The organism is Pseudomonas sp. IT-P395, from assembly GCF_949767675.1.
Taxonomy (GTDB): domain Bacteria; phylum Pseudomonadota; class Gammaproteobacteria; order Pseudomonadales; family Pseudomonadaceae; genus Aquipseudomonas.
The window spans coordinates 272,862-296,801 of the sequence record NZ_CATKPW010000060.1 but is presented as its reverse complement, the minus strand read 5'-3'; the positions used below and the strand labels follow the sequence as shown (position 1 = coordinate 296,801).

The following is a 23,940-nucleotide window of genomic DNA, read 5'->3' as shown; positions in this document are numbered from 1 at the left end:
GAGTTCGACTCGGTATCTCAGGTCGGTGTAACTCGAACAATCCACTCGGTCACCCCAGCTCTCTCCCCCAGGGGGCGAGGGGGACGGGAGCCGATCTTCATGCTGTTCGAAACCTGAGTTCGACTCGGTATCTCAGGTCGGTGTAACTCGAACAATCCACTCGGTCAGTCCCCTCTCCCCCTGGGAGAGGGTTAGGGTGAGGGGCTTTTGATCTTCGCCCCAATAAGCGGAAATCCGCTCATCAAACTAAATCCTTCGGCGATATCCCGCTCACCCCAACCCGCTCGGCCCTCTAAACCGGCCCTCCCCCCGTTGGCACACCTCCTGCTATAGCCCTCGCAGGCTGCGTTCCAACGCGCTCCACAAAAACAATTAAACGAAGGATCCTTCAATGGATAACTCCAACGCCCTGCCACTTGGGTCGGCTGCCGTGCCGGCCAAAGAAAGAACCACCGCCAGCCGGATCAAATCGATCTTCAGCGGTTCCGTCGGCAACATGGTCGAGTGGTACGACTGGTATGTGTATGCCGCCTTCTCCCTGTACTTCGCGAAAACCTTTTTCCCTGCCGGTTCCACCACCGCCCAACTGATGAACACCGCTGCGATCTTCGCCGTCGGCTTTCTGATGCGTCCGATCGGTGGCTGGCTGATGGGCATGTACGCCGACAAGGTCGGACGTAAAAAAGCCCTGATGGCCTCGGTCTACCTGATGTGCTTCGGCTCGCTGCTGATCGCCCTCAGCCCGAACTACGAAACCATCGGCATCGGCGCGCCGATCCTGCTGGTGTTCGCGCGACTGCTGCAAGGACTGTCGGTCGGTGGCGAATACGGCACCTCGGCGACCTATCTCTCGGAGATGGCGACCAAGGAACGTCGCGGCTTCTTCTCCAGCTTCCAGTACGTGACCCTGATCTCCGGCCAGCTCATCGCGCTGGGCGTACTGATCGTGCTGCAGAACGTGCTGACCACTGAACAGCTGTACGCGTGGGGCTGGCGTATTCCGTTCGCCATCGGCGCGCTGTGTGCGGTCGTGGCGCTGTACCTGCGTCGTGGCATGGAAGAAACCGAGTCGTTCACCAAGAAAGAAAAGTCCAAGGAAAGCGCCATGCGCACCTTGATGCGCCACCCCAAAGAGCTGTTGACCGTGGTCGGCCTGACCATGGGTGGCACCTTGGCGTTCTACACCTACACCACTTACATGCAGAAATACCTGGTGAACACGGTCGGCATGAGCATCTCCGACTCGACCACCATTTCTGCCGCCACGCTGTTCCTGTTCATGTGCCTGCAACCGATCATCGGTGGCCTCTCGGACAAGATCGGTCGTCGTCCGATCCTGATCGCCTTCGGCGTGCTGGGGACGATCTTCACCGTGCCGATCCTGATGACCCTGCACACCATTCAAACCTGGTGGGGCGCGTTCTTCCTGATCATGGCGGCGCTGATCATCGTCAGCGGCTACACCTCGATCAACGCGGTGGTCAAAGCTGAATTGTTCCCGACTGAAATCCGCGCCCTGGGCGTCGGCCTACCGTACGCACTGACCGTATCGATCTTCGGCGGCACCGCCGAATACATCGCGCTGTGGTTCAAGAGCATCGGCATGGAAACCGGTTACTACTGGTACGTGACAGCGTGCATCGCAGTGTCGTTGCTGGTGTACATCACCATGAAGGACACCCAGAAACATTCGCGAATCGTGACTGACTGATCGGGTTTTCACAGCCACTGCAACGGTGACTGTGATGGACTCTTCGCGAGCAGGCTCGCTCCCACATTTGGAATGCATTTTTCCTGTGGGAGCGAGCCTGCTCGCGAATGGGGTCACCGCGTTATCCAGACCTGCATGAAAAATTCCTCACACACGCCGCAACGCGATTAATCGCTAATTAATGCTGCCCGCTCATTCTGCAATCACCTGATCGATGACCTGCGCGACGCTCGCTCCGACGACGAAAGCGAATTCAACGCGCCGCCCTTAATATCAAGTTAATCGATTGCTTTTAGCATTATTTTGCGCTTTTTAATCAATTTAGTTGGCGTAGCATTAAACCCAAGCAAGACACATCGCCAACGAATCTGGAGTAACCGACATGAAAACCAAACTGATCCTCGCCCTGACCCTGTCCGTACTGGCCGCCAACACTTTCGCTGCCGACGGCTCGGACAAAACCAAATCTGCCGACTTCATCAGCGGCGCCAGCGCGGCCATTGAAACCGGCCACTCGGGTACTTACGCCGCTGACGGTTTTGATAAAACCAACATTGGTAAAGCTGTGGCTGCCGATGGTTTCGACAAGACCAATCTGGGTAAAACGGTTGCTGCTGACGGCTTCGACAAAACCGGCACCGCCGCTGCCATCAGCTAAGTATCAGCAGTCCTCTCACAGCCCGGCCTTGGCCGGGCTTAGTCATTTCTGGGGCATGATAATTTCCTCAAATACACAAATCCCCTGTAGGAGCTGCCGAAGGCTGCGATCTTTTGATCTTGATCTTTAAAAGCAAAATCAAAAGATCGCAGCCTTCGGCAGCTCCTACACGGGGTTTTGCGTCTGGCTGGAAATATGCCGGGCGTCCTTGCACTATGGCTGCATCCGAAACGCAGCCTCAGGAACTCACCCTCCATGCCCGATGACATCCACTTCTACGAACCCGCCAACGGCCACGGTCTGCCCCACGATCCGTTCAACGCCATCGTCGGTCCAAGGCCTATCGGCTGGATTTCTTCACAGGATGCCAACGGCCGGTTGAACCTGGCGCCGTACAGTTTCTTCAACGCCTTCAACTACATTCCGCCGATCATCGGTTTTTCCAGCGTCGGGCGCAAAGACAGCCTGAACAACATCGAGCAGACCGGCGAGTTCGTCTGGAACCTCGCCACCCGCCCGCTGGCCGAACAGATGAATCAGAGCTGCGCGATGGTCGCGCCTGAGGTCAACGAGTTTGAGTTGGCGGGATTGACGACCGTCGCGTCAAAGGTGATTTCGGTGCCACGGGTGGCCGAAAGTCCGGTGTCCTTCGAGTGCAAGGTCACGCAGATCATTCAATTGCAGCGCGCTGATGGCGAGACGGTGCCGAGCTGGCTGATCCTCGGCGAAGTGGTCGCCGTGCACATCGCCAAGTGGCTGTTGAAGGATGGCATCTACGACACCGCCGCGGCAGAACCGATTCTGCGCGGCGGCGGGCCGGCGGACTACTTCCAGCTGGGGCCTGAGGCCCTGTTCAAGATGTGGCGTCCGGGCGCAAACAAGTAACGCGTTACCAGATCAAGTCGGCGTCTTCAGTGACGCCCTTGAGATTATCCAGCTCATTGATGGCTGCTTCATCGGCAGCAATCGCGCCGGGGAAGACTTGATCATTCAGCAGTTTGTGAAAGCGTGGTGCGCCGCCATCGACCAGGGCCTTGACCGCGATTGCCGCGTGATAGCCCTTGTTGCCGCCCAACTCGACGGGGACGACTGCGGAAACTGCTTCGAAGTGCTCGAACTCTTTACGTGCCATGTCACACATCCCGGCTCAGACAAATTAAGCCGGACATTAAACCCTCAACCGACGAGTTTGTGTACCGGCGCCGGGCATTGGCCGAGGGCTTGCGCCGCCGACACGTCCTTGAAAGTGTGGAAGTCGAGGCTGTTGACCACCAGCTCCTGCACCAGCTCGGCGAAGATTTCCATCGACGGGCTGTTGAAATAGTTGGTCATCATTTGCTGACTGCTCCAGAACCCGCAGACCAGCCACAACTCCGGATCACACTGCGAATGCTGCAGGGCAAAGCTCAGGCAACCGGGGGCGGCGCGGGACGGCTCGATCAACGCGCTCAGGCGTACACCGAGTTCCGCCGAACGCCCGGCGCGCGCTCGAACGAAGGCCATATGACTGACGGGAATCTGCTTGGACATGTTCAACCCTCCCAGGGAGTCGCGTGGCAGCCGGGGGACGGGCTGCGACAGGTTCAAAGGTTAAGGGCCGCACGCCGGCCGCCGTTAGTCGATTCCTGCCGCCGCGTTGCACAATCCTGCGAGACTGCATCCAGAAGCTGTAACAACCTGTAAAACGGCGTCACACGGTTGTCATACGCGTTTTGTGTAGGAGCTGCCGAAGGCTGCGATCTTTTGATTTTGCTTTAAAGATCAACAGATCGCAGCCTTCGGCAGCTCCTACAGGGTTGAATCGCGACAGGCGCGAAAACAGCTCCGGGCAGAATCAGGCAAGCATTTCGCAGGATGTGTCTACCGCTGGCGCTTGCACAAACATATGCTCTGCTCCATTCCACCTCCCCTGCCGAGGATGCCGTGCATGACGTCATTCGATCGTTTTCAAGCCGAACCCAGCGCTGACATGGAAAAACAGCGTGCGGAACTGGCGGCGATCATCCGCCGCAATACCACCGACGATGGCAGCTACGAGACCGCCATCGGCTCGCTGTTCATGTCGCGCCACACAAAATCCCACGACTTTGCCCCGGTGCTCGCGCAACCGGCGCTGTGCATCATGGCGCAGGGGCGCAAAGAGGTGCGCCTGGCCGACGAGTTCTTCAACTACGACCCGCTGAATTATCTGGTGGTGTCGGTTTCGATGCCGCTGAGCGGGCGCGTGGTCAATGTCTCGCCGGAGGAACCGATCCTCGCTGTGCGCCTGGATATCGACCCGACAGAAATCACCGCGCTGATCGCTGACGCCGGCCCCATGGGCGTACCGACCCGGCCGACCGGGCGTGGTTTGTATGTCGAGCAGATCGACAGTTCGATGCTCGATGCCGTGCTGCGTCTGGCACGTTTGCTCGATGCGCCGAAAGACATCGCCATGCTCGCACCGCTGATTCGCCGGGAGATTCTTTATCGCCTGCTGCGCAGTCCGCAGGGGCATCGCTTGTATGAAATCGCGATTGCCAACAGTCAGAGCCATCGCATCAGCCAGGCGATCAAATGGCTTAACGGCAACTTCGAGCAGCCGTTGCGCATTGATGATCTGGCCAAGGAAGTGAACCTCAGCGTCTCGACCTTGCATCACCGTTTCAAGGCGATGACGGCGATGAGCCCGCTGCAGTATCAGAAGCAATTGCGCCTGCAAGAGGCGCGGCGCCTGATGCTGGCCGAGGGGTTGGAGGCTTCGGCGGCGGGGTATCGGGTGGGGTATGAAAGTCCGTCGCAGTTCAGCCGCGAGTACAGCCGGCTGTTTGGTGCGCCGCCGTTAAGGGATTTGGCGCGGTTGCGGCTTTCGGTGTGACCGTTTAGAAGCCCCTCACCCTAACCCTCTCCCAGAGGGAGAGGGGACTGATTGGGGGATATTGAAGAGATTCACCGACTTGAACGTTTGACTTTGAATCCATAATCAAATGGATTTTTCAGGTCGATGGATAACGCCAGACACCTCGGTTGGCTCCCTCTCCCTCCGGGCGGTCCGACGTTTCGGGAGGGCTGGGGTGAGGGGCGATTCGGAGTCAGACCTCGCTCTACGCCCCCAACACCCGACAAGCCTCCACCGGCAACGTCACCGACACCGGATGGCCAATCCCCAATCCGATTCCCTGACACGGCGTGCTCAACGCCGTAAACGTCACCCCGGAACACTCCACCGTGGTCTCGATGGTCGCGCCGATATCGCGCACAAACGTCACCTTGCCGAGCAATCGATTGCCCGCCGTCGCTTGCGGCGCAGACAGTTGCAGGTCTTCCGGACGAATCAGCATCTTCACTTTCTGCCCCACGACAATGCTGCTGCAGATCGGCACTTGCAGCGCATCACCGCCGGGCAGGCTGACCTTGCCATCACCCAATGCGGTAGCCGGGAAAATATTGCCCGAGCCGATGAAGTCAGCGACAAACTCGTTGGCCGGATGCCGGTAGATTTCGATCGGCGTGCCGACCTGCTGCACCTTGTGCTCGCCCAGCACCACGACGATATCCGCCATGGTCATCGCTTCGCGCTGATCGTGGGTGACCATGATTGTGGTGATGTTCAGGCGCTGTTGCAGTTGGCGGATTTCCACCTGCATCGATTCGCGCAGCTTGGCGTCGAGCGCCGACAGCGGCTCATCGAGCAGGAGGATTTTCGGGTGCGAGGCAATCGCCCGGGCAATCGCCACGCGCTGCCGCTGACCGCCGGAAAGTTTCGCCACCGGGCGATCGATCATCGCCTGCAACTGGATCAGCTCCAGCAACTCGACAACGCGTTTGTGCCGATCAGCCTTGCTGACGCCGCGCAGTTTCAACGGGTAGGCGATGTTCTCGCCGACGGTCATGTGCGGGAACAGCGCCAGCGACTGGAACACCATGCCGAAGTTGCGCAGGTGCGCCGGGGTCTGGCCGATGTCCTCGCCGTCCAGGCGAATCTCGCCGCCAGTGAGGGTCTCCAGCCCGGCGATCATCCGCAACAGGGTGGTTTTGCCGCAGCCGGACGGGCCGAGGAAACACACCAGTTTGCCTTCCGGCAAATGCAGGTTGACGTCTTGTACCGCGCACGCCGAGCCGTAGAATTTCTCGACGTTTTCCAGAATCAGACCAGTCATGTTGCACCTCAAATCAAAAGGAAACGCCGCCCTCGCCCACCAGCTTCTCCAGCGCCCAGATCAGGACGAAGTCGATCAGCACGATCAGCACGGCAAACGAGAACACGGTAGGGTCAAGCGATGACACGGTGCGGCTGTACATCCAGATCGGCACGGTCATGACGTCGATGGTGTAGAGGAAATAGGTCACGGTGAACTCGTTGAACGAGACGATGAACGCCAGCAGCATGCCCGCCAGAATCCCCGACTTCATCAACGGCACCACCACATCGACAATCGCGCGCAATGGCGAGGCGCCGAGCATCCGCGCCGCTTCCTCGACTTCGTTGCCGATGGAAAGCATCGCCGCCGTGCAGTTTTTCACCACAAATGGCAAGGCCAGAATCACGTGGGCGATCACCAATCGCGAGGTGGTCATGTGGAACGGCAGGCTGTCGAACACCAGTAGCAAGGCCAGACCCAACACCACCATCGGAAACACCAGCGGCAGCGACATCAGTTGCAGCGCCACGGCTTTGCCACGGAACTCGCAACGGGTCAGCGCGTAAGCCGCGGGCACGGCGATCAGCGTGGCGAAGATCATCGTCAGGCACGACACCAGCAGACTGGTGGCCATCGCCTGACCGAGGCTCAGCACATCGCTGGCGTCCGGCGAAACGAAGGTGTGCCAGGCCGCTTTGTACCATTGCAGGCTGTAGCTGCTCGGCGGGAAGTCGAGGTTCGACGCACCGCTGAACGACATGACGATCATGGTCAGGATCGGCAACACCGCCAGCAGCAGAATGAAGCCGGAGAGGATGCCGGCGAACTTGCCGGTTTCGCCGGGCAGCAGCGCCATGCGCTTCTTGGTCAGGGCACTCATTGCGAAGCCTCCAGCAGACGCCGACGACGGCCAGTGATGTATTCGGACAAGGTCATGATCGCCAGCGTGGTGACAATCAGTACGACACCGGCAGCGGACGCGGCAGGCCAGTTCATCAGCGGCGCGATCTGGTCATGCACCATCACCGCCAGCATCGGCACGCGACGACCGCCGAGCAGCAACGGCACGACGAAGCTGCTGGCGTTGTAAGCGAACACCAGCGTTGCGCCAGTGATGATCCCGGGCAAACTCATCGGTAACACCACTTGGCGGAACACCTGAAAACGGCTGGCGCCGAGGGTCGCGGCGGCTTCCTCATAAGTGCGGGCGACGCCGCGCATGGCACTGGCGATCGGCAGCACGGCGAGCGGAAACGCGGTTTGCACCAGCCCCATCAATACGCCGTTCTGGTTGTACAGCAACATGATCGGCCGCTTGATCAGGCCGAGCCCCATCAGCGCCTGATTGAGCATGCCGGCCGGGCCGAGAATCACCAGCCAGCCATAGCTTTGCAGCAGCAGATTGACCAGCAACGGCAGCAGCACCGCCGCGAGGAAAATCCGTCGCAGAAACGGCGAGGTCAGCCGCGACATGGTGTACGCCACCGGGATCGCCAACACCACGGCAATCACCGCGCTGATCAACGCCAGACGCAAGGTCAGCAACAAGGATTTCAGGTAGTACGGTTCGAGCAACTGGGCATAACTGGCCAGGCTGAAACCGCTCCACTCCGCGCCTTTGGTGCCGACGCTCATGCGCAGCACCAGCAGGCTGGCGGCGATCAGCACGCCGAGAAACAGCATCGACGGCGTGAGGAAAAGCCACGCCCGCGCAGTCGGTGAAACAGCGCGCGTCGGGCGCACGTCAGCGGCGCCGACCGCTTGGGTCAGGGATTGATGTTCCATAGCAATGATCTCGTCAATGGAAAGCCAAACAACACATCCCTGTAGGAGCTGCCGAAGGCTGCGATCTTTTGATCTTGCTGTTGATCCTCATCTGCTCAGAGAAGATCAAAGGCAAAAGATCGCAGCCTTCGGCAGCTCCTACAGTGGGAGTTCGGCGTCAGGAAGAAAAAATTTCCGTATAGCGACGAATCCATTGGTCATGCACGGTGGCCAGGAAGGCGTTGTCGTGCATGATCGCCTTCTCGGCAATCTGCTCCGGCGTGAGGATGAACGGGCTCTTGCGCGCTTCGGCGGAGATGATCGCCTTGGCGTTGACCGGGCCGTTGAAGATGTCTTCGGCCATCTTGCCCTGCACCAGCGGGTCGAGGGAGTGATCGATAAACGCGTAAGCCAGATCGGTGTCGCCCGGACGATTCTTCGGCATCACCGAAAGCATCAGGTCGGTGTAAAAACCTTCCTTCATGCCGAAGGTAGCACCGAGGCCGTAGTTCGGATCGCGGATCTGCTTGGGGAAAAATGCCGGCGCATAGAGGCCGCCCATGTCCAGCGATCCGGTGCGGAACAGTTCGGCGATCTGGTTCGGGTTTTCACCCAAAGTCACCACGCGATCCTTGAGTTCGGCGAGCTTCTTGAAACCTGGTTCGATGTTGTGTTCGTCACCGCCGGCCAGTTTCGCGGCGATGATGATCAGGTCCATCGCTTCGGTCCAGTTTGGCGGCGGCAGGAAAATGTTCGGCGCCAGATCGGCATCCCACAACGCGGCGTAACTGCTTGGCGCGTCTTTTTGTGTGCGGGTGCTGTAGACCAGACTGTTGCACCACAAGAGATAACCGATGCCGTGGCCATTGGCGCCGGTGCGGTATTGTTCCGGGACGTCGACCAGGTTGGGAATGCGGTTTAAATCAGGTTTTTCCAGCAGCCCGGCGGCGGCCAGACCCTCGGCACCGACACCGGCCAGGGTGATGATGTCGTACTGCGGACGGTCACCGCCGGCCTTGAGTTTGGCGACCATTTCCGAGGTGCTGCCGGTGCGGTCGGCGATGACCTTGGCACCGGTCTTGGCTTCGAACGTCGCGGCGATGTTACGCAGTGCGGCGAGGCCGGTGTCATCCGACCAGGTCAGCAAACGCAGGGTCTTGCCGGCAAAACGCGTGTCGCTGGCGCTCGCCCGGATGAAGGGCATGCTCAGGGCGGCCGCCGCCACCGAGGCGACGCCGACGGTTTTAATGAATTGACGCCTGTTCAGATCATGCTCGCCCATGACGGACTCCCTTTGTTCTTTTAAGTATGAGGTTGGTCGCAACCGTTGCATCCGCGCGGCCGGATCCGCGCCAAGCCCCGTTTTACAAGGGCTTTAGCGCTGCCGACGGGTTCATCCTGAGGTCGTGCAAAACACCTGACTATCGATAAAAACTCATTGAAGCCATGACGCCGACGCATGCCTCGTTGCGAGGCATGCGCTGACCTTTTTCGGGTGTTCAGAGCGCCCGGATCACGTGTTTGATTTCCTGAAAAGCGGCCAGGCCCCATGGCCCCAACTCGCGGCCGATACTGCTCTGCTTGTAACCGCCCCACGCCGTTTGCGGGAAGATCACTTGCGGTGCGTTGAGCCACACCAGCCCCGCCTGCAGGGCGTTGGCGACCCGCTCGGCGGTCTCGGCGTTACGCGTCACCACACTGGCGACCAGGCCGAATTGGCTGTCGTTGGCCAAGGCAATTGCCTCGGCTTCGCTGCTGAAACGGCGCACGCACAGCACCGGGCCAAAAATCTCTTCGCACCACAGCGCACTGTCGAGGGGCACGTCGGTGAACACGGTTGGCTGCAAAAAATAGCCGCGCGGCAAATCTGCCGGACGATTGCCGCCGCAAAGCAGCTTCGCGCCAGCACTGAAACCGCGGTCGATGTGACCAAGCACACGCTGGTATTGCGCCTGATTGACCAGTGCGCCCATCTCCACGTCCGGGTCGAACGGGTCGGCGACGCGAATTGCTTGCGCACGCTTGTGCAAACGTTCGAGGAATTCGTCTGCCAGCTCATCGGCGACCAATACGCGGCTGGTGGCCGAGCACATCTGTCCGGCATTGAAGAAACCGCCACCGCAAGCCAGCTCGACCGCCAGTTCCAGATCAGCATCTTCGAGCACCAGCAGCGAAGATTTGCCGCCCAGCTCCAGACTCACGCCCTTCACCGTTTCAGCGGCGCGCTGCATCACCTGGACACCGACGGCGTTGCTACCGGTGAAGGAAATCTTGGCGATGCGCGGATCCGCCGACAGTGGTGCACCGACCGCCAGACCAGTACCGCAAACGACGTTGAACACGCCTGTGGGCAGGCCGGCTTCGGCGATGATCGCCGCCAGCTCCAGCTCTGGCAGCGGCGTGACTTCCGATGGCTTCAACACCACGCAGCACCCGGCGGCCAGCGCCGGGGCGAGTTTCCACGCGGTGGTGACCATCGGGAAATTCCACGGCACGATCAGCCCGACCACACCGCACGGCTCGCGGCGCAGGCGTGCGCTGAAATCATCGCTGGGCAGCGGCACGTTGCTGTCCTGTCTGGCGTCGAGGCCTTCGGCGAGTTCGGCGTAGTACTCGAACGTGGCGATCACGTCATCGACGTCGATGGCCGCTTCGAACTGCGGTTTACCGTTGTTGCTCGACTGCAGGTTCATCAAGTGATCGCGACCGTTGCGCACGCCATTGGCGATGTTGCGCAGGATTGCGCCGCGCTCGGCACCGCTGGTTTGTGACCAATCCTTGAACGCGGCAGTGGCAGCGGCGACCGCTTGCTCGACCGCGTGCTCGTCACCGCCATTGACCGTGGTCAGCAACGCCTCGGTGGCCGGGTTGATCACGCGCAGATGTTCGCGGCCGGCCGACCATTGACCGTTGATGTAGAGGCCATCGAGTGTGGTTGGAAAACTGATCATTGGGCCACCGCCTGCATCCACTGGTTCTGGTCGATTTCGATCACGGTCGGGCCTTGGCGATCGGTCGCCGCACGTAGCGCACTGCGCAGTTGTTCCACCGAGCTGATCGCTTCGGCAGCGCAACCGAGGGCCTTGGCCACACCGATAAAGTCCGGGGTGTAGATATCGACGCCAACCGGTTCGATGGCGCGGTTGACCATGTATTTCTTGATCTCTTCGTAGCCCTGGTTATTCCACAACAGGACAATCACCGGCGTGCGCGCTTCGACGGCGCTGGCCAGTTCCGGCAGGGTGAATTGCAAACCGCCGTCGCCGATCAGGCACACCACCGGTGGGCGCGCGCCTTTGTCGAGTTGGCCACCGAGCCATGCGCCAATCGCGGCCGGCAACGCATAGCCGAGGGTGCCGTAACCGGTCGACGAGTTGAACCAGCGGCGCGGACGCTCCGGATTGAACGTGAGGTTGCCGGTGTACACCGGTTGCGTGGAGTCGCCGACGAACACCGCGTCGGGCAATTCATGCAGCACGGTTTCGAGGAAGCGGGTTTGCGCCAGGGTCGGGGCATCCCAGGTTGCGGCGAGATCTTCACGCAGACGCGCGGCGCGCACCTGGCCCCAATCGTTGCGGCGCTCAGCCAGCGCTTTGTGCGACAAGGCGCTGAGCAGCGCCTGCGCGGCATTGCGTGAATCGGCAACCAATGCCACGTGTGGCGGATAGTGACGCACGGTCTGGTCGGCATCGATATCAATGCGCAGCAGTTTGCCGGGAATCTCGAAACCACCGGCGAAGGTCACGTCGTAATCGGTTTCGGCCAGTTCGGTGCCGATCGCCAGCACCACATCGGCGTCGGCGACCAGCGCGCGGGTGGCGACCAGGCTTTGCGTCGAACCGATCAGCAGCGGATGCGTCGACGGCAACATGCCCTTGGCATTGATGGTCAGCGCCACCGGTGCATCGAGCAGTTCGGCCAGTTCGGTGAGTTCGGCAGCGGCATCGATCGCACCGCCACCGGCGAGGATCAAGGGACGCTGAGCGCCGGCGAGCAACTCGCTCATACGGCTCACAGCGGCGGGCGCGGCGCCGGCGCGGTCGATGTTGACCGGAACGCTGGCGAGCAAGTCATCGGCGTCTTCTACCAGCACGTCCAGCGGGATTTCGATGTGCACCGGACGCGGACGGCCGGCCTGGAACAAGGCGAATGCGCGAGCGAGCACGTCCGGCAATTCCGACGCCGACATCAGCGTGTGGGAGAACGCCGCGACGCCAGCGACCAATGCGCTCTGGTTCGGCAACTCATGCAGCTTGCCGCGCCCACCGCCCAACTGGTTGCGGCTCTGCACGCTGGAGATCACCAGCATCGGGATCGAATCGGCGTAAGCCTGGCCCATGGCGGTGGTGATGTTGGTCATGCCCGGGCCGGTGATGATGAAGCACACCCCCGGTTTACCGCTGGTGCGCGCATAACCGTCGGCCATGAAACCGGCGCCCTGCTCATGCCGTGGGGTGACGTGGTTGATGCTCGAACGGGCCAGCCCGCGATACAGCTCCACGGTGTGCACACCGGGAATGCCGAACACCTGCTCGACCCCGTAATCTTCGAGTAACTTGACCAGTACTTCGCCACACGTCGCCATGTCATTGCCCTTCTTGTTCGTTTCAGACACAAGGCCCATGCAGGCCTTCAATGGGCTCATTGAACGGTCGGCAGGTAGCGGCAACAATCGATTAAAAGTCATACTAGCCATGTCCTCACGTCATACCTTGGATCCACATGAAACGACTGCCCCCCCTGCCCGCCCTGCATACGTTTCTGATCACCGCGCAGTGCTGCAACTTCACCCGGGCCGCCGAGCAGTTGCACATCACCCAGGGCGCGGTGAGCCGGCAGATCGCCGGACTGGAAGATCATCTGGGGTATGAATTGTTCATCCGCCTGGCCCGAGGGCTGGAGCTGACGGCTGAAGGAAGGGAATGGTTGCCGCGTGTGGAGAAGGTTTTCGGTCTGATCACTGAGGCCACCGAGCAGATCGGTCTCAAGCGCGAAACCCTGCAACTCAAGGCCCCCAGTTGTGTGATGCGCTGGCTGGTGCCACGCCTGCTGCAATGGCAAAAGGAACGCCCGGATGTGCCGGTCAAACTGACCACCACCCTGGCCCATGGCGTGGACTTTCAGCGCGAGCAATTTGACGCGGCGGTGATCTATGGAACGCCGCCGGACAACTCCTCGACTGCCCTGCACCTGTTCGATGAGCAACTGACTCCGGTCTGTTCACCGGCACTGTTGAAAGGCCCGCCAGCGTTGTTCGAGCCGGCGGATCTGCAACAGCACTTGTTGCTGCATCCGACTTCCGACACTCAGGACTGGAAGGTCTGGCTGACAGCGGCCGAGTTGCAATTGAACAACGTGAACCTGGGCCAGCATTTCGAAACGCTGGATCAGGCGATGTCGATGGCGTCGCATGGCACGGGGGTGGCGATTGGTGATTGGTCGTTGATCGGCGATGACCTGCGCGCCGGACGGCTGGTGATGCCGTTTGCGTTGAAGGTGAAGACGGGGCTGGCGTATTACGTGGTGGTGCCTGCGGGAACCGAGCCTTCGCCGCAGTTGGAGGAATTGATGATCTGGCTGGTGGAGCAGGCGCATTTGCGGTGAGGCTATTTCCCCTCACCCTAACCCTCCCGAAACGTCGGACCGCCCAGAGGGAGAGGGGACTGATTAGGGGATGCTCTAGAAATACGCCGACGTGAAATTACTGCGTTGAATCCATAATCGACTCGATCACTCAGGTCGATGTACAACGCCAGACACCTCACCCCAGCCCTCTCCCTCGGGAGAGGGCTGGGGTGAGGGGCAAGGATTCACTCAGTACCCGACAGTAAACCGCTGACGCGAATGCTTCGGCGTTTCCACCTCGTCGATCAGCGCAATCGCATAATCAGCAAAAGTGATCCAGCTACGCCCCTCGGCGCTCACCAGCAAGTGATCCTGGCCGACGCGGAAACTCCCCGTGCGCTCACCTTCAACAAACTCCGCCGACGGCGACAGAAAGGTCCAGTCCAGCGTCTGCTCCTGACGCAACGCCTCAAGAAACGCCGCACCGGCACTGGCTTCAGCTTTGTACTCCGCCGGAAAACCCGCACTGTCGATCACCCGAGTGTCGTCCGGCAGCAACAACGAACCAGCACCGCCGACCACCAGCAAGCGCTGCACGCCCGCCTGCTTCACTGGCCCGACAATCGCCGCCGCAGGGACGGTGGCGAAATGCGCGGCGGTGATCACCACATCATGACCGGCCACCGCGTCTTGCAGCGCTGCGGCATCCAGCACATCGACATTCTTGCTGACCACACCGGCGCGGGCGCCGATCTTCGAGGTGTCGCGGGCGATAGCGGTCACGCTATGGCCACGACGCAGGGCTTCTTCCAGCAATTGGCTACCGGCGCGGCCGGTGGCACCAATGATTGCGATCTTGCTCATGACATTCTCCAGTTAGCTTGAGAGTGCTGCGTTTTTCAGAATCGGCTTACCACTGCATTTCGCCCTTGGCGACTTTCGCGCTCAGCTCCAGCGAGCTTTCCTCACCCAGTTTCGGGTAGCGTTTTTTCATCGCCTTGATCAGTGCGGTGGAGTCTTTGGCCTTGGCGGTTTCCGCGTCGAACGCCTTAATGTAGTCAGCGGTGAATTTCACGCTGGCCAGCGAACGGCTGCTGTTGCCGAGGTAATGGCCTGGCACCACGGTGTTCGGCTTGAGGGTTTCGATCGCGTGCAATGTTTCCAGCCAATCGGCGTGGGATTGCGCGCTCTGGGTATCGGCCATCCATACGTGAATGTTCTCGGCAACGACGACGCCACCCACCACGGCCTTGAGCGACGGAATCCACACAAAGCTGCGATCCGGCTGTTTGCCCTCAAGGCCGACCACCTGCAACTTCTGCCCTTCGAGCATCAGGCTGTCGCCCTTGAGCACGCCCGGTACGATGGTTTTCGCCGGAACGTCGGCGCCCATTTTCGGCCCCCAGAAGGCCAGTTTGCCGGCGACGGTTTGGTTGATGTGATCAACCGTCGGCTGCGAGGCCACTACCTTGGCTTCCGGGAATGCTTGAGTCAGGGTATCGAGGCCGAAGTAGTAATCCGGGTCACCATGGCTGATGTAGATAGTGGTCAGGTGTTTGCCGCTGGCGCGGATCTTTTCCACGACCTGTTCAGCCTGGGATTTGCCGAACTGCGCATCGACGAGGATCGCGTCTTTCTCGCCGCTGACCAGTACCGAGGTCACCGGGAAAATCGCGCTGGTTCCCGGGTTGTAGACGTCGAGGGTCAGGTTCGCTGCGGCGGCATGCGCGGCGAAACCCAGGGAAGCGGTGGCGAGCAGAACGCGTTTGAGTGTGGTGAAGCCGATCATCTGTTGCTCCGGTGTCCGAATGCCGTGTTTGGCGATGGAACAGAGCTTAGTTGCCTGACTCAGTACAAAAAATGCGATGCTTGAACATAGTTTGTTTCTGAAAGCGGGCAAATCATGGATCGTCTCCAAGCAATGCGGGTGTTTGTCACCGTGGTGGATCTGGGCAGCCAGTCGGCCGCAGCCGATCATCTGGACCTGTCGCGGCCGGTGGTTTCACGTTATCTGGCGGAGCTTGAGGACTGGGTCGGCGCACGCCTGATGCACCGCACCACGCGCAAGTTGAGCCTGACCGCTGCCGGCAGTGAAATTCTGCCGCGTTGCCGACAGATGATCGAACTGTCGACCGACATGCAGGCCGCCGTCAGCGAACCCCACGACGCACCGCGCGGGCTGCTAAGGATCAGCGTCAGTACTTCGTTCGGCCAGGCGCAACTGGCGGATGCAATGGCGGCGTACGTGAAACGCTACCCCGGAGTCAGCATCGACCTGCAAATGCTCGATCGCACGGTGAATCTGGTGGATGAGCGCATCGATCTGGCGATTCGTACCAGTAACGATCTCGACCCCAACCTGATCGCCCGGCGCCTGACCGTTTGTCGTTCGGTGGTCTGCGCCGCGCCGGCGTATCTGCAAGAACAGCCGGCGCCTCTGCGGGTCGAGGAACTGAGTCGACACAACTGCCTGACGCACTCGTATTTCGGCAAAAGCCTGTGGCATTTCGAGGAGGATGGCGAACCGGTTTCGGTGCCGGTGCAGGGTAATATCAGCGCCAACGAAGCCAGTACGTTATTGCGCGCAACATTGGCTGGCGCAGGGGTGGCGATGCTGCCGACCTATCAGGCCGGGGTGCATATTCACAGCGGTGAACTGGTGCGACTGCTGCCCCATGCCGAACCACGGCAAATGAACATCTATGCGGTGTACGCCTCGCGCAAACACATGCCGGCGGCGCTGCGTAGCATGCTGGATTTTCTGGTGCTCAGATTTCCCGAAAACCCCGAATGGGATATCGGCCTGTAAACCCGATCCACTGTGGCTATCGATATGCTGAATGGCCAGTTACAAGCTCAAGCGCACTCGCTGGCAACTCCCCACCGCTGACCTATGCTGAAAGTAATACCGCAGGGTATGTCGTTCAGAGGTCTACGCCATGAACATCAAAACAAGAAGGTACGTCGCGATTTTCATCACTTGCGCCGCCACGCTGGCGCTGTACGGCACCGCTGCCTGGCGGGTCGAACAGCTGCGACAGTTGCCGCGCGAGTACGCGAGCTGCAACTTCGAGCGCTGTATTCCACACAATGCCACGCTGAACGCATTGCGCTGAGCCTGAGGTTGACTCATTACCTGTGGGAGCTGGCTTGCCAGCTCCCACAGGTTTTTGCGGCGTTTATGAGATTAATGCTCGGCCTTGAGGCTGTCGCGGAAAGCCTTTGGCGATATCCCCACCCGCCGCCGAAACAGCCGCGTGAAGTTGGTCGGATCGGAAAAACCCAACAACTCCGACATCTCGTAAATCGTCATGCTGGTGTAGGTCAGCAAGCGCTTGGCCTCCAGCAACTGCCGTTCATGCATGATCTGCAAGGCCGGTTGCCCCGCCAGTTCTCGACACGTGCCATTGAGGTGCGACACCGAAATCCCCAGGCGATGCGCCAGGTCCTCGACCTTCACGTGCTGGCGGTAAGTCTCCTCCACCAACTGTATGAAGCCATTGAGGTATTCGCGCTGCCGTTGCGGGCGCTGGCTGGCTTTGTGCCGCACGATTGCCTGACGGCTGACCCAGACCATGATCACGCTGACCAGCGAATGCATGAGCATTTCCCGCGCCGGTTGGTGGCCGTTGTACTCGGCCTGCAGCGCCGAGAACAGACTGTTGAGGTAATCGCCGTCGTGGCCGGCCGGATAGTGTTCTGCGCTGGCCAGCGCATGTACCGAATCGCCCAGTTGCGCCTGCAAGTGGTTGATCAGCGGTGTGGCGAGGGTAACGATGAACCCTTCGACGTCTTCGGAAAAACGAAAGCCGTGCACCGACAGCGGTGGCAGCACTTGAATGGCCGGGGTGTGGAGTTGCGTGCGTTGCCCTTCGATCTCAAGCTCTGCCTGACCTTTGAAGACGAAGAGTAATTGGCACAAATCAGCATGGCGATGGGGTTTGATTTCCCACTCATGTTCGCGACTGCGGGAGGAAATGGTTTCACAGTGCAGCAAGTCAGGGGTCGGCCAGTCCAGGCTTTCACCGTAGAGCTTGAACACTGGAATCGAAGGCAGCTCAGGCTTGTTCATCACTTCAATCCAGGCCTCGGGGTTGTGGGCGATAATCGCACCGATTGGCAGAATGTACAGGTATCGGCTCAGTTTTCACCTTCAATTGACAGACCCGCAAGGGAAAAATGCAAGCACTCGATCCATAAAAATCATTCACCGGTCTTGGCCGCGTGAAGCTTGCGAGTCATAAAAACAATGAAAATGCTGAAAACCCAAGTCGCCATTATTGGCGCCGGTCCGTCCGGACTGCTCCTCGGCCAGTTGTTGCACAACGCTGGCATCGACACCCTCATTCTTGAACGTCAGCCCCCCGATTACGTGCTCGGGCGCATCCGCGCCGGTGTGCTCGAGCAGGGCATGGTAGAGCTGTTGCGTCAGGCTGGCGTGAGTCGGCGGATGGACGCCGAAGGACTGGTGCATGGCGGTTTCGATCTGGCGCTGGACGGGCGTCAGGTGCACATCGATCTGCACGCGCTGACCGGCGGCAAGACGGTGATGATCTACGGCCAGACCGAAGTGACTCGCGACCTGATGGCCGCTCGTCGGGAGGCTGGCGCGCCGACGATTTACCAGGCGCGCGATGTCGTTCCTCACGGCATGAAAAGCGATGAAGCTTTTGTCACCTTTGAAAAGGACGGTGAAATCTTTCGCGTCGATTGCGATTACATCGCCGGTTGCGACGGTTTCCACGGCGTCGCGCGGCAGTCGATTCCGGCCGATAGTCTGAAAGTCTTCGAGCGGGTTTATCCGTTTGGCTGGCTGGGGATTCTGGCTGACACGCCGCCGGTGCATGACGAGTTGGTCTACGCCCGCCACGAACGCGGCTTTGCCTTGTGCAGCATGCGTTCGGCAACGCGCACTCGTTATTACCTGCAAGTACCGGCGGATGAAAACGTCGATGACTGGAGCGATCAGCGCTTTTGGGATGAATTGAAAAATCGTCTGCCAGTAGAGCTTGCCGAGAAACTGGTTACCGGCCCTTCGATCGAAAAAAGCATCGCGCCTCTGCGCAGTTTTGTCGTGGAGCCGATGCAATACGGGCGGATGTTTCTGGTCGGTGACGCCGCGCACATCGTCCCGCCCACTGGCGCCAAGGGTTTGAATCTGGCGGCGAGTGACGTCAGCACGCTGTTCAATATTCTGCTGAAGGTTTACCGCGACGGGCGCACCGATCTGCTCGAGAAGTACTCGGAAATCTGCCTGCGCCGCGTCTGGAAAGCGGAACGCTTTTCCTGGTGGATGACCTCGATGCTGCACCGTTTCGATGATCACGACGCTTTCAGCCAGCGCATCAGCGCCTCGGAACTGGACTACTTTGTCAGTTCAGAAGCGGGGCGAAAAACCATTGCAGAAAATTACGTCGGACTTCCTTACGAGGCTATCGAATAGCCTGCTACCGACTTACACTGGCGAGCATCCCCGCTCGCCTGACGATCTGCGGGACTCTCACTGCCCGCAGGTTTTGCCCGTGACCAATCTCAATCACCCCGAAACGCCCAAACCGGCCATTCGCAGCGTGCTGGTCGCGCTGATGATGGCGATCTTTCTCGGTGCGCTGGACCAGACCATCGTCGCCGTGTCGATGCCGGCCATCTCTGCTCAGTTCAAGGATGTCAGCCTGCTCGCCTGGGTGATTTCCGGGTACATGGTCGCGATGACGGTGGCGGTGCCGATCTACGGCAAGCTCGGGGACTTGTACGGACGGCGCAAACTGATGCTGTTCGGCATGGGCCTGTTCACCCTCGCCTCGCTGTTCTGCGGCATGGCGCAGAGCATGGAGCAACTGGTGCTGGCGCGAATCCTTCAGGGCATCGGCGCCGGCGGGATGATCTCGGTGAGTCAGGCGATCATCGGCGACATCGTGCCGCCGCGTGAGCGTGGGCGTTATCAGGGTTACTTCAGCAGCATGTACGCAGTGGCCAGTGTCGCCGGCCCGGTACTCGGTGGTTACATGACCGAGTACCTGTCATGGCGCTGGGTATTTCTGATCAACCTGCCGCTGGGCCTCGGTGCCTGGTGGGTGGCGCGGCGCAACTTGCGCGGACTGCCGATTCCCCAGCGCAAACCAATCATCGACTACCTCGGCACCGTGCTGATGATCATCGGCCTCACTGCCCTGCTGCTGGGCATTACTCAGGTTGGTCAGGGTCATTCGTGGCGCAGCGGTGAAGTGCTTGGCCTGTTCGCTTGTGCGGTGGTGGTGTTGGCGGTGTTTGTCTGGCATGAGCGTCGGACCAAGGAACCGTTGCTGCCGATGCACCTGTTCGCCAACCGCAACGCCCTGCTGTGCTGGTGCACGATTTTCTTTACCAGTTTCCAGGCGATTTCGCTCATCGTGCTGATGCCGCTGCGCTTTCAGAGCGTCACCGGTGCCGGGGCTGACAGCGCCGCTTTGCACTTGTTGCCGTTGGCAATGGGGTTGCCGATTGGTGCATTTTTCGCTGGCCGGCGCACGTCGATCACCGGGCGATACAAACCACAGATTCTGAGCGGCGCTCTGCTGATGCCGATCGCGATTCTCGGCATGGCATTCAGCCCACCGGAGGCGACGCTGCTCAGCGCACTGTTCATGTTGCTCTGTGGTATTTCCAGCGGCATGCAGTTCCCGACCTCGTTGGTCGGTACACAAAATTCGGTGGAACAACGCGACATCGGCGTAGCCACCAGCACCACCAACCTGTTTCGCTCTCTCGGCGGCGCAGTGGGCGTGGCGTTGATGTCGGCACTGTTGCTGGCGTTGCTGCAGGATTCGAATTTCGCCCATCTGGCGAGCAGTTCGCTGATGAGCGAAGGGCATTCGGGCAACGTTCTGCTGGATGGTTTGAACGCCGCGCCGGGGGATGCGCAGAACGCCTTGCGGGCGGAATTGCTGCTGACGTTCCGGCATTTGTTGTGGGTGAGTGCGGCGGTGTCGTTGCTGGGGTTGGCAGCGGCGATTGCGATGCCGAACAACCTGCTGCGCGGGCGCGAGCATGGCGCCAAATAACTTTATCCCCTTGATCATTCCCACGCTCTGCGTGGGAATGCCTCAACGGACGCTCTGCGTTCGGCTTTGGATGGGACGCAGAGCGTCCCGGGCTGCATTCCCACGCGGAGCGTGGGAACGATCATCCTTCAAGGGCTGTAGTAACCCACGGCGACAAGGAAGTGCCCGGCCTTCTTCAGGTAGGCATGCTTGTCCTCGACCTTGCCGGTCACCGGGTTTTTCCAGCGGTATTCATATTCACCCTCATCCTGCTTGCCGATCAGCGCCAGAATCGGCTCGCCCACCGGTTTGCCTTCCGGGTCCTTGACCTTGCCGAAGTCGGTATTGATCAAGCGCAGATTGGTGCCATGGGCAACATATCGCTGGGTGTTCAGGTCGACGACGAAGACATACAGGTCATCCTGCAAATAGCCGCCCTTGAGCGAGTTGATCGCCGTCAGCGTGGCCTTCTCGTCTTTGCCCAGATCAGTCGCCGCTTTGTCGAGCAATGCCTTGGCCTGCGCCGGTGACGCTCGCGGCAAGTAGTAACCGACCGCCAGAATTCGCTGACCAATGCGCTGGTAATACACATGCTTGCGCTCGACCTTGCCGTCCGACCAGTTCTGCCAACGGTATTCGGCCTGCTGAATGCCATTACCTTCCGGCACTTTCAACGCGTCCTTGAAGGTTTTCTGCAAATCCGGGCCGAGTACTTCGCTGACGTCCCGACCGATCAACGCCGACGAAGGTCCGCCACTGGCAAGCATCACGCCCTTGGTATCGACCACGAATACATAGCGATCCTTATCGACAAACTCGCCCTGGCGGCTGAACGCGGCGAACGCCTTGTCGCCGTTGTCGTGGTAATAGGCCAGGGCTTTTTCCAGCAAGGCGATGGCGGCCTGACTGTCATCCTTGGCGGTCGTGGCGGCGCTGGCCTGGCCGAAACCGGCCAGTAACATCACGCCGAGCCAGGCCACTTTATGCAAAAACCCCATAGCGCATCCCTCGTTCTTGTTGGTGTTTCAAGAGCGTAGACGGCTTGGGGTGATGTATGGATATTCAGACGGTTTCTGAACGTGTCGCGGATACGCTGGTGAGGCAAGCCCCACCAGCGTTGTTCAGGCCTTACGGGCGGGCGTTGATCTGCTGCTGCAAATTCTGAATCTGCGCCTGAAGGGTGTTGATGTTGCGGGTCATCTGCCCACGGAAGGCGTCGAACTCGGCGGTATTGCCGCCACCCTGCGGTGCCGCCGGGCGATTGTCCTGTTCGCTTTTGAGCACGACGATTTCCTGCTCAAGACGATCGATCGCCGCGCTTGGATTGCCCTGCTTTTTCAATGCAGCAATATCGGCGCCAAGGCTTTTGAACTGGGCATCGAAGGCCTTCAACTGCGTGTCGACCTTGCTGGTGTCGGCCGGTGTGCTTTTCAGCGTCGCCAGTTCCGCATTCAAGGCTTTGACCTGCGCTTGCAACTGGGTGTTGGCGTTCTGCTGTTCGGTGGTCTGCGCGGTCATCTGTGCCAGGCGTTTGTCCAGATCGCTGGCCTGCCCCGCTACGCCTTGCTGCTGTTTGCTCTGATCGAGCAGCTTGCCTTCGAGCTGTTTGATTTGCAGCTTGAGGGCTTCGCTGTCGCTGGTGACGTTGGACTGGCTGGCGACGACCTTACCGGAAATGTCCTGCAGACGTCCGGCCGCTTCTTCGCTGATCCGCGCAAAGCTTTCCTGGGTCGCGACCAGTTGCTGCTCCATCAGCGAAATCTGCTGAAAGCTCCACCAAGCCAGACCGACGAAGGCGAAAAACAATGCGCCGACCAAGGCCCACAACGGCCCGGTGCTCGCGGCTTTGACCTTGACCACCGGTGGCGTGCGCGAGTGCACGGAGGTGCGGGCGGTGGTTGGAATGTCATCGTCGTCGAAGGTGTCGGCACGCAGGCTCGGGACATCATCGAAATCGTCGTGGGCATCATTACGCATGGACATTGAGGCAACCTTTGTGAAACGCGGTGATGGCTAAATGCTGCGAAGTATAACCGCCGCAGCCGCAGGGATTGACCCCCAAGCGGCTACACGGTTCATTGCCGCCCGGCCGAATCGTTTCAACGGATGTCCTGAGCTTTCCACCACGCACAGAACTCATCCAGCGCCGACCACAGGCTGACTTTCGGATCGTAGTCCAGATAATGCCGGGCGCGGCTGATGTCGAGGGTGAAATTTTTTTTCATCACCTGCATGCCCAGGCGCGACAGGGTTGGCTCCGGACGTCCGGGCCAGAGCTTGCACGCCCCTTCGTTGAGCGCCGCGACGCTGTAGGCCAGACCATACGAACGGTACTTGGTGACCTGCGGCACCTCCATCTTGCGCATCACGTAATTGACCACATCCCACAACGGCACCGGCGCGCCGTTGCTGATGTTGTAGGCCTTGCCCAGCGCGGAACCGGCGGCCAGCAAACTGCTGAGCAGCGCTTCGTTGAGGTTGTGCACACTGGTGAAATCGACCTTGTTCAGGCCATTGCCGATGATCGCCAGGCGGCCCTTGCGCTGCATGTTGAGCAGGCGCGGGAAGATGCTCATGTCGCCGGCGCCGGTGACGAAACGCGGGCGCAGGGCGATGGTTTCCAGGCCGAATTCCTGCGCGCCAAAGACCTTTTGTTCGGCCAGGTACTTGGTTGCGGCGTAGTGATGTTTGAAGCGCTTGGGCACTTGCTCTTCGGTCAGGTTGAAATGATCGCGGCCATCGAAATAGATCGATGGCGACGACAAATGCACCAAGCGTCGGACGCGCTGCTTCAGACAGGCTTCGACGACGTTTTCGGTGACCTGCACGTTACCTTGATGGAAGTCTTGATAGCGTCCCCACAGTCCAACAGCGCCAGCGCAGTGCACCACGGCTTCAACATCGGAACACAGCTCACGAACCAGATCGGCATCGGTCAGATCGCCGGGGACAAACTCGGCACCACGGCGCACCAGATGCTCGACGCTCTCGGCCCGGCGACCGTTGACCCGCACGTCCAGGCCCTGCTCCAAGGCGAAACGCGCAAAGCGTCCGCCAATGAAGCCGCTTGCGCCGGTGACCAGAATTTTCATGCAAAGCTCC

The 23,940-nt window shown here is 60.1% G+C and carries 23 protein-coding genes; 9 read left to right on the top strand and 14 right to left on the bottom strand.

Going from position 1 to position 23,940, the window contains the following annotated elements; translation table 11 throughout:
* Positions 1 to 391 precede the first annotated feature (391 nt).
* The 3 genes from ACM6IN_RS27965 to ACM6IN_RS27955 all read left to right on the top strand — a co-directional run bounded on the left by ACM6IN_RS27965 (position 392) and on the right by ACM6IN_RS27955 (position 3,254).
* Positions 392 to 1,711, top strand: coding sequence for an MFS transporter (locus ACM6IN_RS27965; protein WP_007912608.1), 1,320 nt, complete (start codon positions 392 to 394; stop codon positions 1,709 to 1,711).
* A 382-nt stretch (positions 1,712 to 2,093) separates the two neighbouring features.
* Positions 2,094 to 2,369, top strand: coding sequence for a hypothetical protein (locus ACM6IN_RS27960; protein ID WP_414893178.1), 276 nt, complete (start codon positions 2,094 to 2,096; stop codon positions 2,367 to 2,369).
* 255 nt (positions 2,370 to 2,624) lie between these two features.
* Positions 2,625 to 3,254: a flavin reductase family protein gene (locus ACM6IN_RS27955; RefSeq protein ID WP_007912610.1), complete on the top strand. Its 630-nt coding sequence runs from the start codon at positions 2,625 to 2,627 to the stop codon at positions 3,252 to 3,254.
* A 4-nt stretch (positions 3,255 to 3,258) separates the two neighbouring features.
* On the opposite strand, the gene ACM6IN_RS27950 is transcribed toward ACM6IN_RS27955, so the two are convergent.
* On the bottom strand, positions 3,259 to 3,501 hold the full coding sequence (locus tag ACM6IN_RS27950) for a hypothetical protein (protein ID WP_042704945.1): 243 nt from the start codon (positions 3,499 to 3,501) through the stop codon (positions 3,259 to 3,261).
* Positions 3,502 to 3,545: 44 nt separating this feature from the next.
* Entirely contained in the window at positions 3,546 to 3,899 is a 354-nt protein-coding gene (locus ACM6IN_RS27945) for an antibiotic biosynthesis monooxygenase family protein (protein ID WP_095048248.1), read from the bottom strand.
* A 397-nt stretch (positions 3,900 to 4,296) separates the two neighbouring features.
* Between ACM6IN_RS27945 and ACM6IN_RS27940 the strand changes: the two genes are divergently transcribed.
* Positions 4,297 to 5,226, top strand: coding sequence for an AraC family transcriptional regulator (locus tag ACM6IN_RS27940; RefSeq protein ID WP_007912614.1), 930 nt, complete (start codon positions 4,297 to 4,299; stop codon positions 5,224 to 5,226).
* Between the two features lie 226 nt (positions 5,227 to 5,452).
* Here ACM6IN_RS27940 and ACM6IN_RS27935 read toward each other — a convergent pair whose 3' ends face one another.
* The 6 genes from ACM6IN_RS27935 to ACM6IN_RS27910 form a co-directional block, all read right to left on the bottom strand.
* Positions 5,453 to 6,508, bottom strand: a complete 1,056-nt coding sequence (locus tag ACM6IN_RS27935) for an ABC transporter ATP-binding protein (RefSeq protein WP_007912616.1) — start codon at positions 6,506 to 6,508, stop codon at positions 5,453 to 5,455.
* Between the two features lie 13 nt (positions 6,509 to 6,521).
* On the bottom strand, positions 6,522 to 7,370 hold the full coding sequence (locus ACM6IN_RS27930) for an ABC transporter permease (RefSeq protein ID WP_123376479.1): 849 nt from the start codon (positions 7,368 to 7,370) through the stop codon (positions 6,522 to 6,524).
* Positions 7,367 to 8,275, bottom strand: coding sequence for an ABC transporter permease (locus ACM6IN_RS27925; protein WP_007912621.1), 909 nt, complete (start codon positions 8,273 to 8,275; stop codon positions 7,367 to 7,369). Before ACM6IN_RS27925 ends, ACM6IN_RS27930 begins: the two co-directional genes overlap by 4 nt.
* A gap of 157 nt (positions 8,276 to 8,432) precedes the next feature.
* Entirely contained in the window at positions 8,433 to 9,536 is a 1,104-nt protein-coding gene (locus ACM6IN_RS27920; protein WP_007912623.1) for an ABC transporter substrate-binding protein, read from the bottom strand.
* A 217-nt stretch (positions 9,537 to 9,753) separates the two neighbouring features.
* On the bottom strand, positions 9,754 to 11,202 hold the full coding sequence (locus ACM6IN_RS27915; RefSeq protein ID WP_414917080.1) for an aldehyde dehydrogenase family protein: 1,449 nt from the start codon (positions 11,200 to 11,202) through the stop codon (positions 9,754 to 9,756).
* Positions 11,202 to 12,839, bottom strand: a complete 1,638-nt coding sequence (locus ACM6IN_RS27910; RefSeq protein ID WP_414917079.1) for a 5-guanidino-2-oxopentanoate decarboxylase — start codon at positions 12,837 to 12,839, stop codon at positions 11,202 to 11,204. The genes ACM6IN_RS27915 and ACM6IN_RS27910 overlap by 1 nt, the downstream gene beginning before the upstream one ends.
* Positions 12,840 to 12,976: 137 nt before the next feature.
* Here ACM6IN_RS27910 and ACM6IN_RS27905 point away from each other — a divergent pair, with 137 nt between their 5' ends.
* Entirely contained in the window at positions 12,977 to 13,858 is an 882-nt protein-coding gene (locus ACM6IN_RS27905; RefSeq protein WP_007912629.1) for a LysR substrate-binding domain-containing protein, read from the top strand.
* Between the two features lie 210 nt (positions 13,859 to 14,068).
* Here ACM6IN_RS27905 and ACM6IN_RS27900 read toward each other — a convergent pair whose 3' ends face one another.
* Together ACM6IN_RS27900 and ACM6IN_RS27895 are read right to left on the bottom strand one after the other, a co-directional pair.
* Positions 14,069 to 14,683, bottom strand: a complete 615-nt coding sequence (locus tag ACM6IN_RS27900) for an NAD(P)-dependent oxidoreductase (protein WP_414917076.1) — start codon at positions 14,681 to 14,683, stop codon at positions 14,069 to 14,071.
* Positions 14,684 to 14,729: 46 nt separating this feature from the next.
* Positions 14,730 to 15,608 (bottom strand): MBL fold metallo-hydrolase, encoded by an 879-nt coding sequence (locus ACM6IN_RS27895; protein ID WP_095112310.1) that lies wholly within the window; start codon positions 15,606 to 15,608, stop codon positions 14,730 to 14,732.
* A 114-nt stretch (positions 15,609 to 15,722) separates the two neighbouring features.
* On the opposite strand from ACM6IN_RS27895, the gene ACM6IN_RS27890 reads away from it, so the two are divergent.
* Together ACM6IN_RS27890 and ACM6IN_RS27885 are read left to right on the top strand one after the other, a co-directional pair.
* Positions 15,723 to 16,628 (top strand): LysR family transcriptional regulator, encoded by a 906-nt coding sequence (locus ACM6IN_RS27890; RefSeq protein ID WP_007912634.1) that lies wholly within the window; start codon positions 15,723 to 15,725, stop codon positions 16,626 to 16,628.
* A 130-nt stretch (positions 16,629 to 16,758) separates the two neighbouring features.
* Entirely contained in the window at positions 16,759 to 16,935 is a 177-nt protein-coding gene (locus tag ACM6IN_RS27885; RefSeq protein WP_007912636.1) for a hypothetical protein, read from the top strand.
* Between the two features lie 71 nt (positions 16,936 to 17,006).
* Here the strand turns inward: ACM6IN_RS27885 and ACM6IN_RS27880 are convergent, their stop codons facing one another.
* Complete coding sequence (locus tag ACM6IN_RS27880; protein ID WP_007912638.1) at positions 17,007 to 17,891, bottom strand: helix-turn-helix domain-containing protein; 885 nt, start codon at positions 17,889 to 17,891, stop codon at positions 17,007 to 17,009.
* A gap of 186 nt (positions 17,892 to 18,077) precedes the next feature.
* On the opposite strand from ACM6IN_RS27880, the gene pobA reads away from it, so the two are divergent.
* Positions 18,078 to 19,262, top strand: a complete 1,185-nt coding sequence (gene pobA, locus ACM6IN_RS27875) for a 4-hydroxybenzoate 3-monooxygenase (RefSeq protein ID WP_176472307.1) — start codon at positions 18,078 to 18,080, stop codon at positions 19,260 to 19,262.
* Between the two features lie 79 nt (positions 19,263 to 19,341).
* Positions 19,342 to 20,859: an MDR family MFS transporter gene (locus ACM6IN_RS27870; RefSeq protein WP_414917075.1), complete on the top strand. Its 1,518-nt coding sequence runs from the start codon at positions 19,342 to 19,344 to the stop codon at positions 20,857 to 20,859.
* Positions 20,860 to 20,987: 128 nt separating this feature from the next.
* On the opposite strand, the gene ACM6IN_RS27865 is transcribed toward ACM6IN_RS27870, so the two are convergent.
* The 3 genes from ACM6IN_RS27865 to ACM6IN_RS27855 form a co-directional block, all read right to left on the bottom strand.
* Positions 20,988 to 21,836, bottom strand: coding sequence for a cache domain-containing protein (locus tag ACM6IN_RS27865; protein ID WP_414917074.1), 849 nt, complete (start codon positions 21,834 to 21,836; stop codon positions 20,988 to 20,990).
* Positions 21,837 to 21,966: 130 nt separating this feature from the next.
* Positions 21,967 to 22,821, bottom strand: a complete 855-nt coding sequence (locus ACM6IN_RS27860; protein ID WP_414917073.1) for an ATPase — start codon at positions 22,819 to 22,821, stop codon at positions 21,967 to 21,969.
* A gap of 116 nt (positions 22,822 to 22,937) precedes the next feature.
* Positions 22,938 to 23,930: an NAD-dependent epimerase/dehydratase family protein gene (locus ACM6IN_RS27855; protein WP_414917072.1), complete on the bottom strand. Its 993-nt coding sequence runs from the start codon at positions 23,928 to 23,930 to the stop codon at positions 22,938 to 22,940.
* Positions 23,931 to 23,940: the final 10 nt, after the last annotated feature.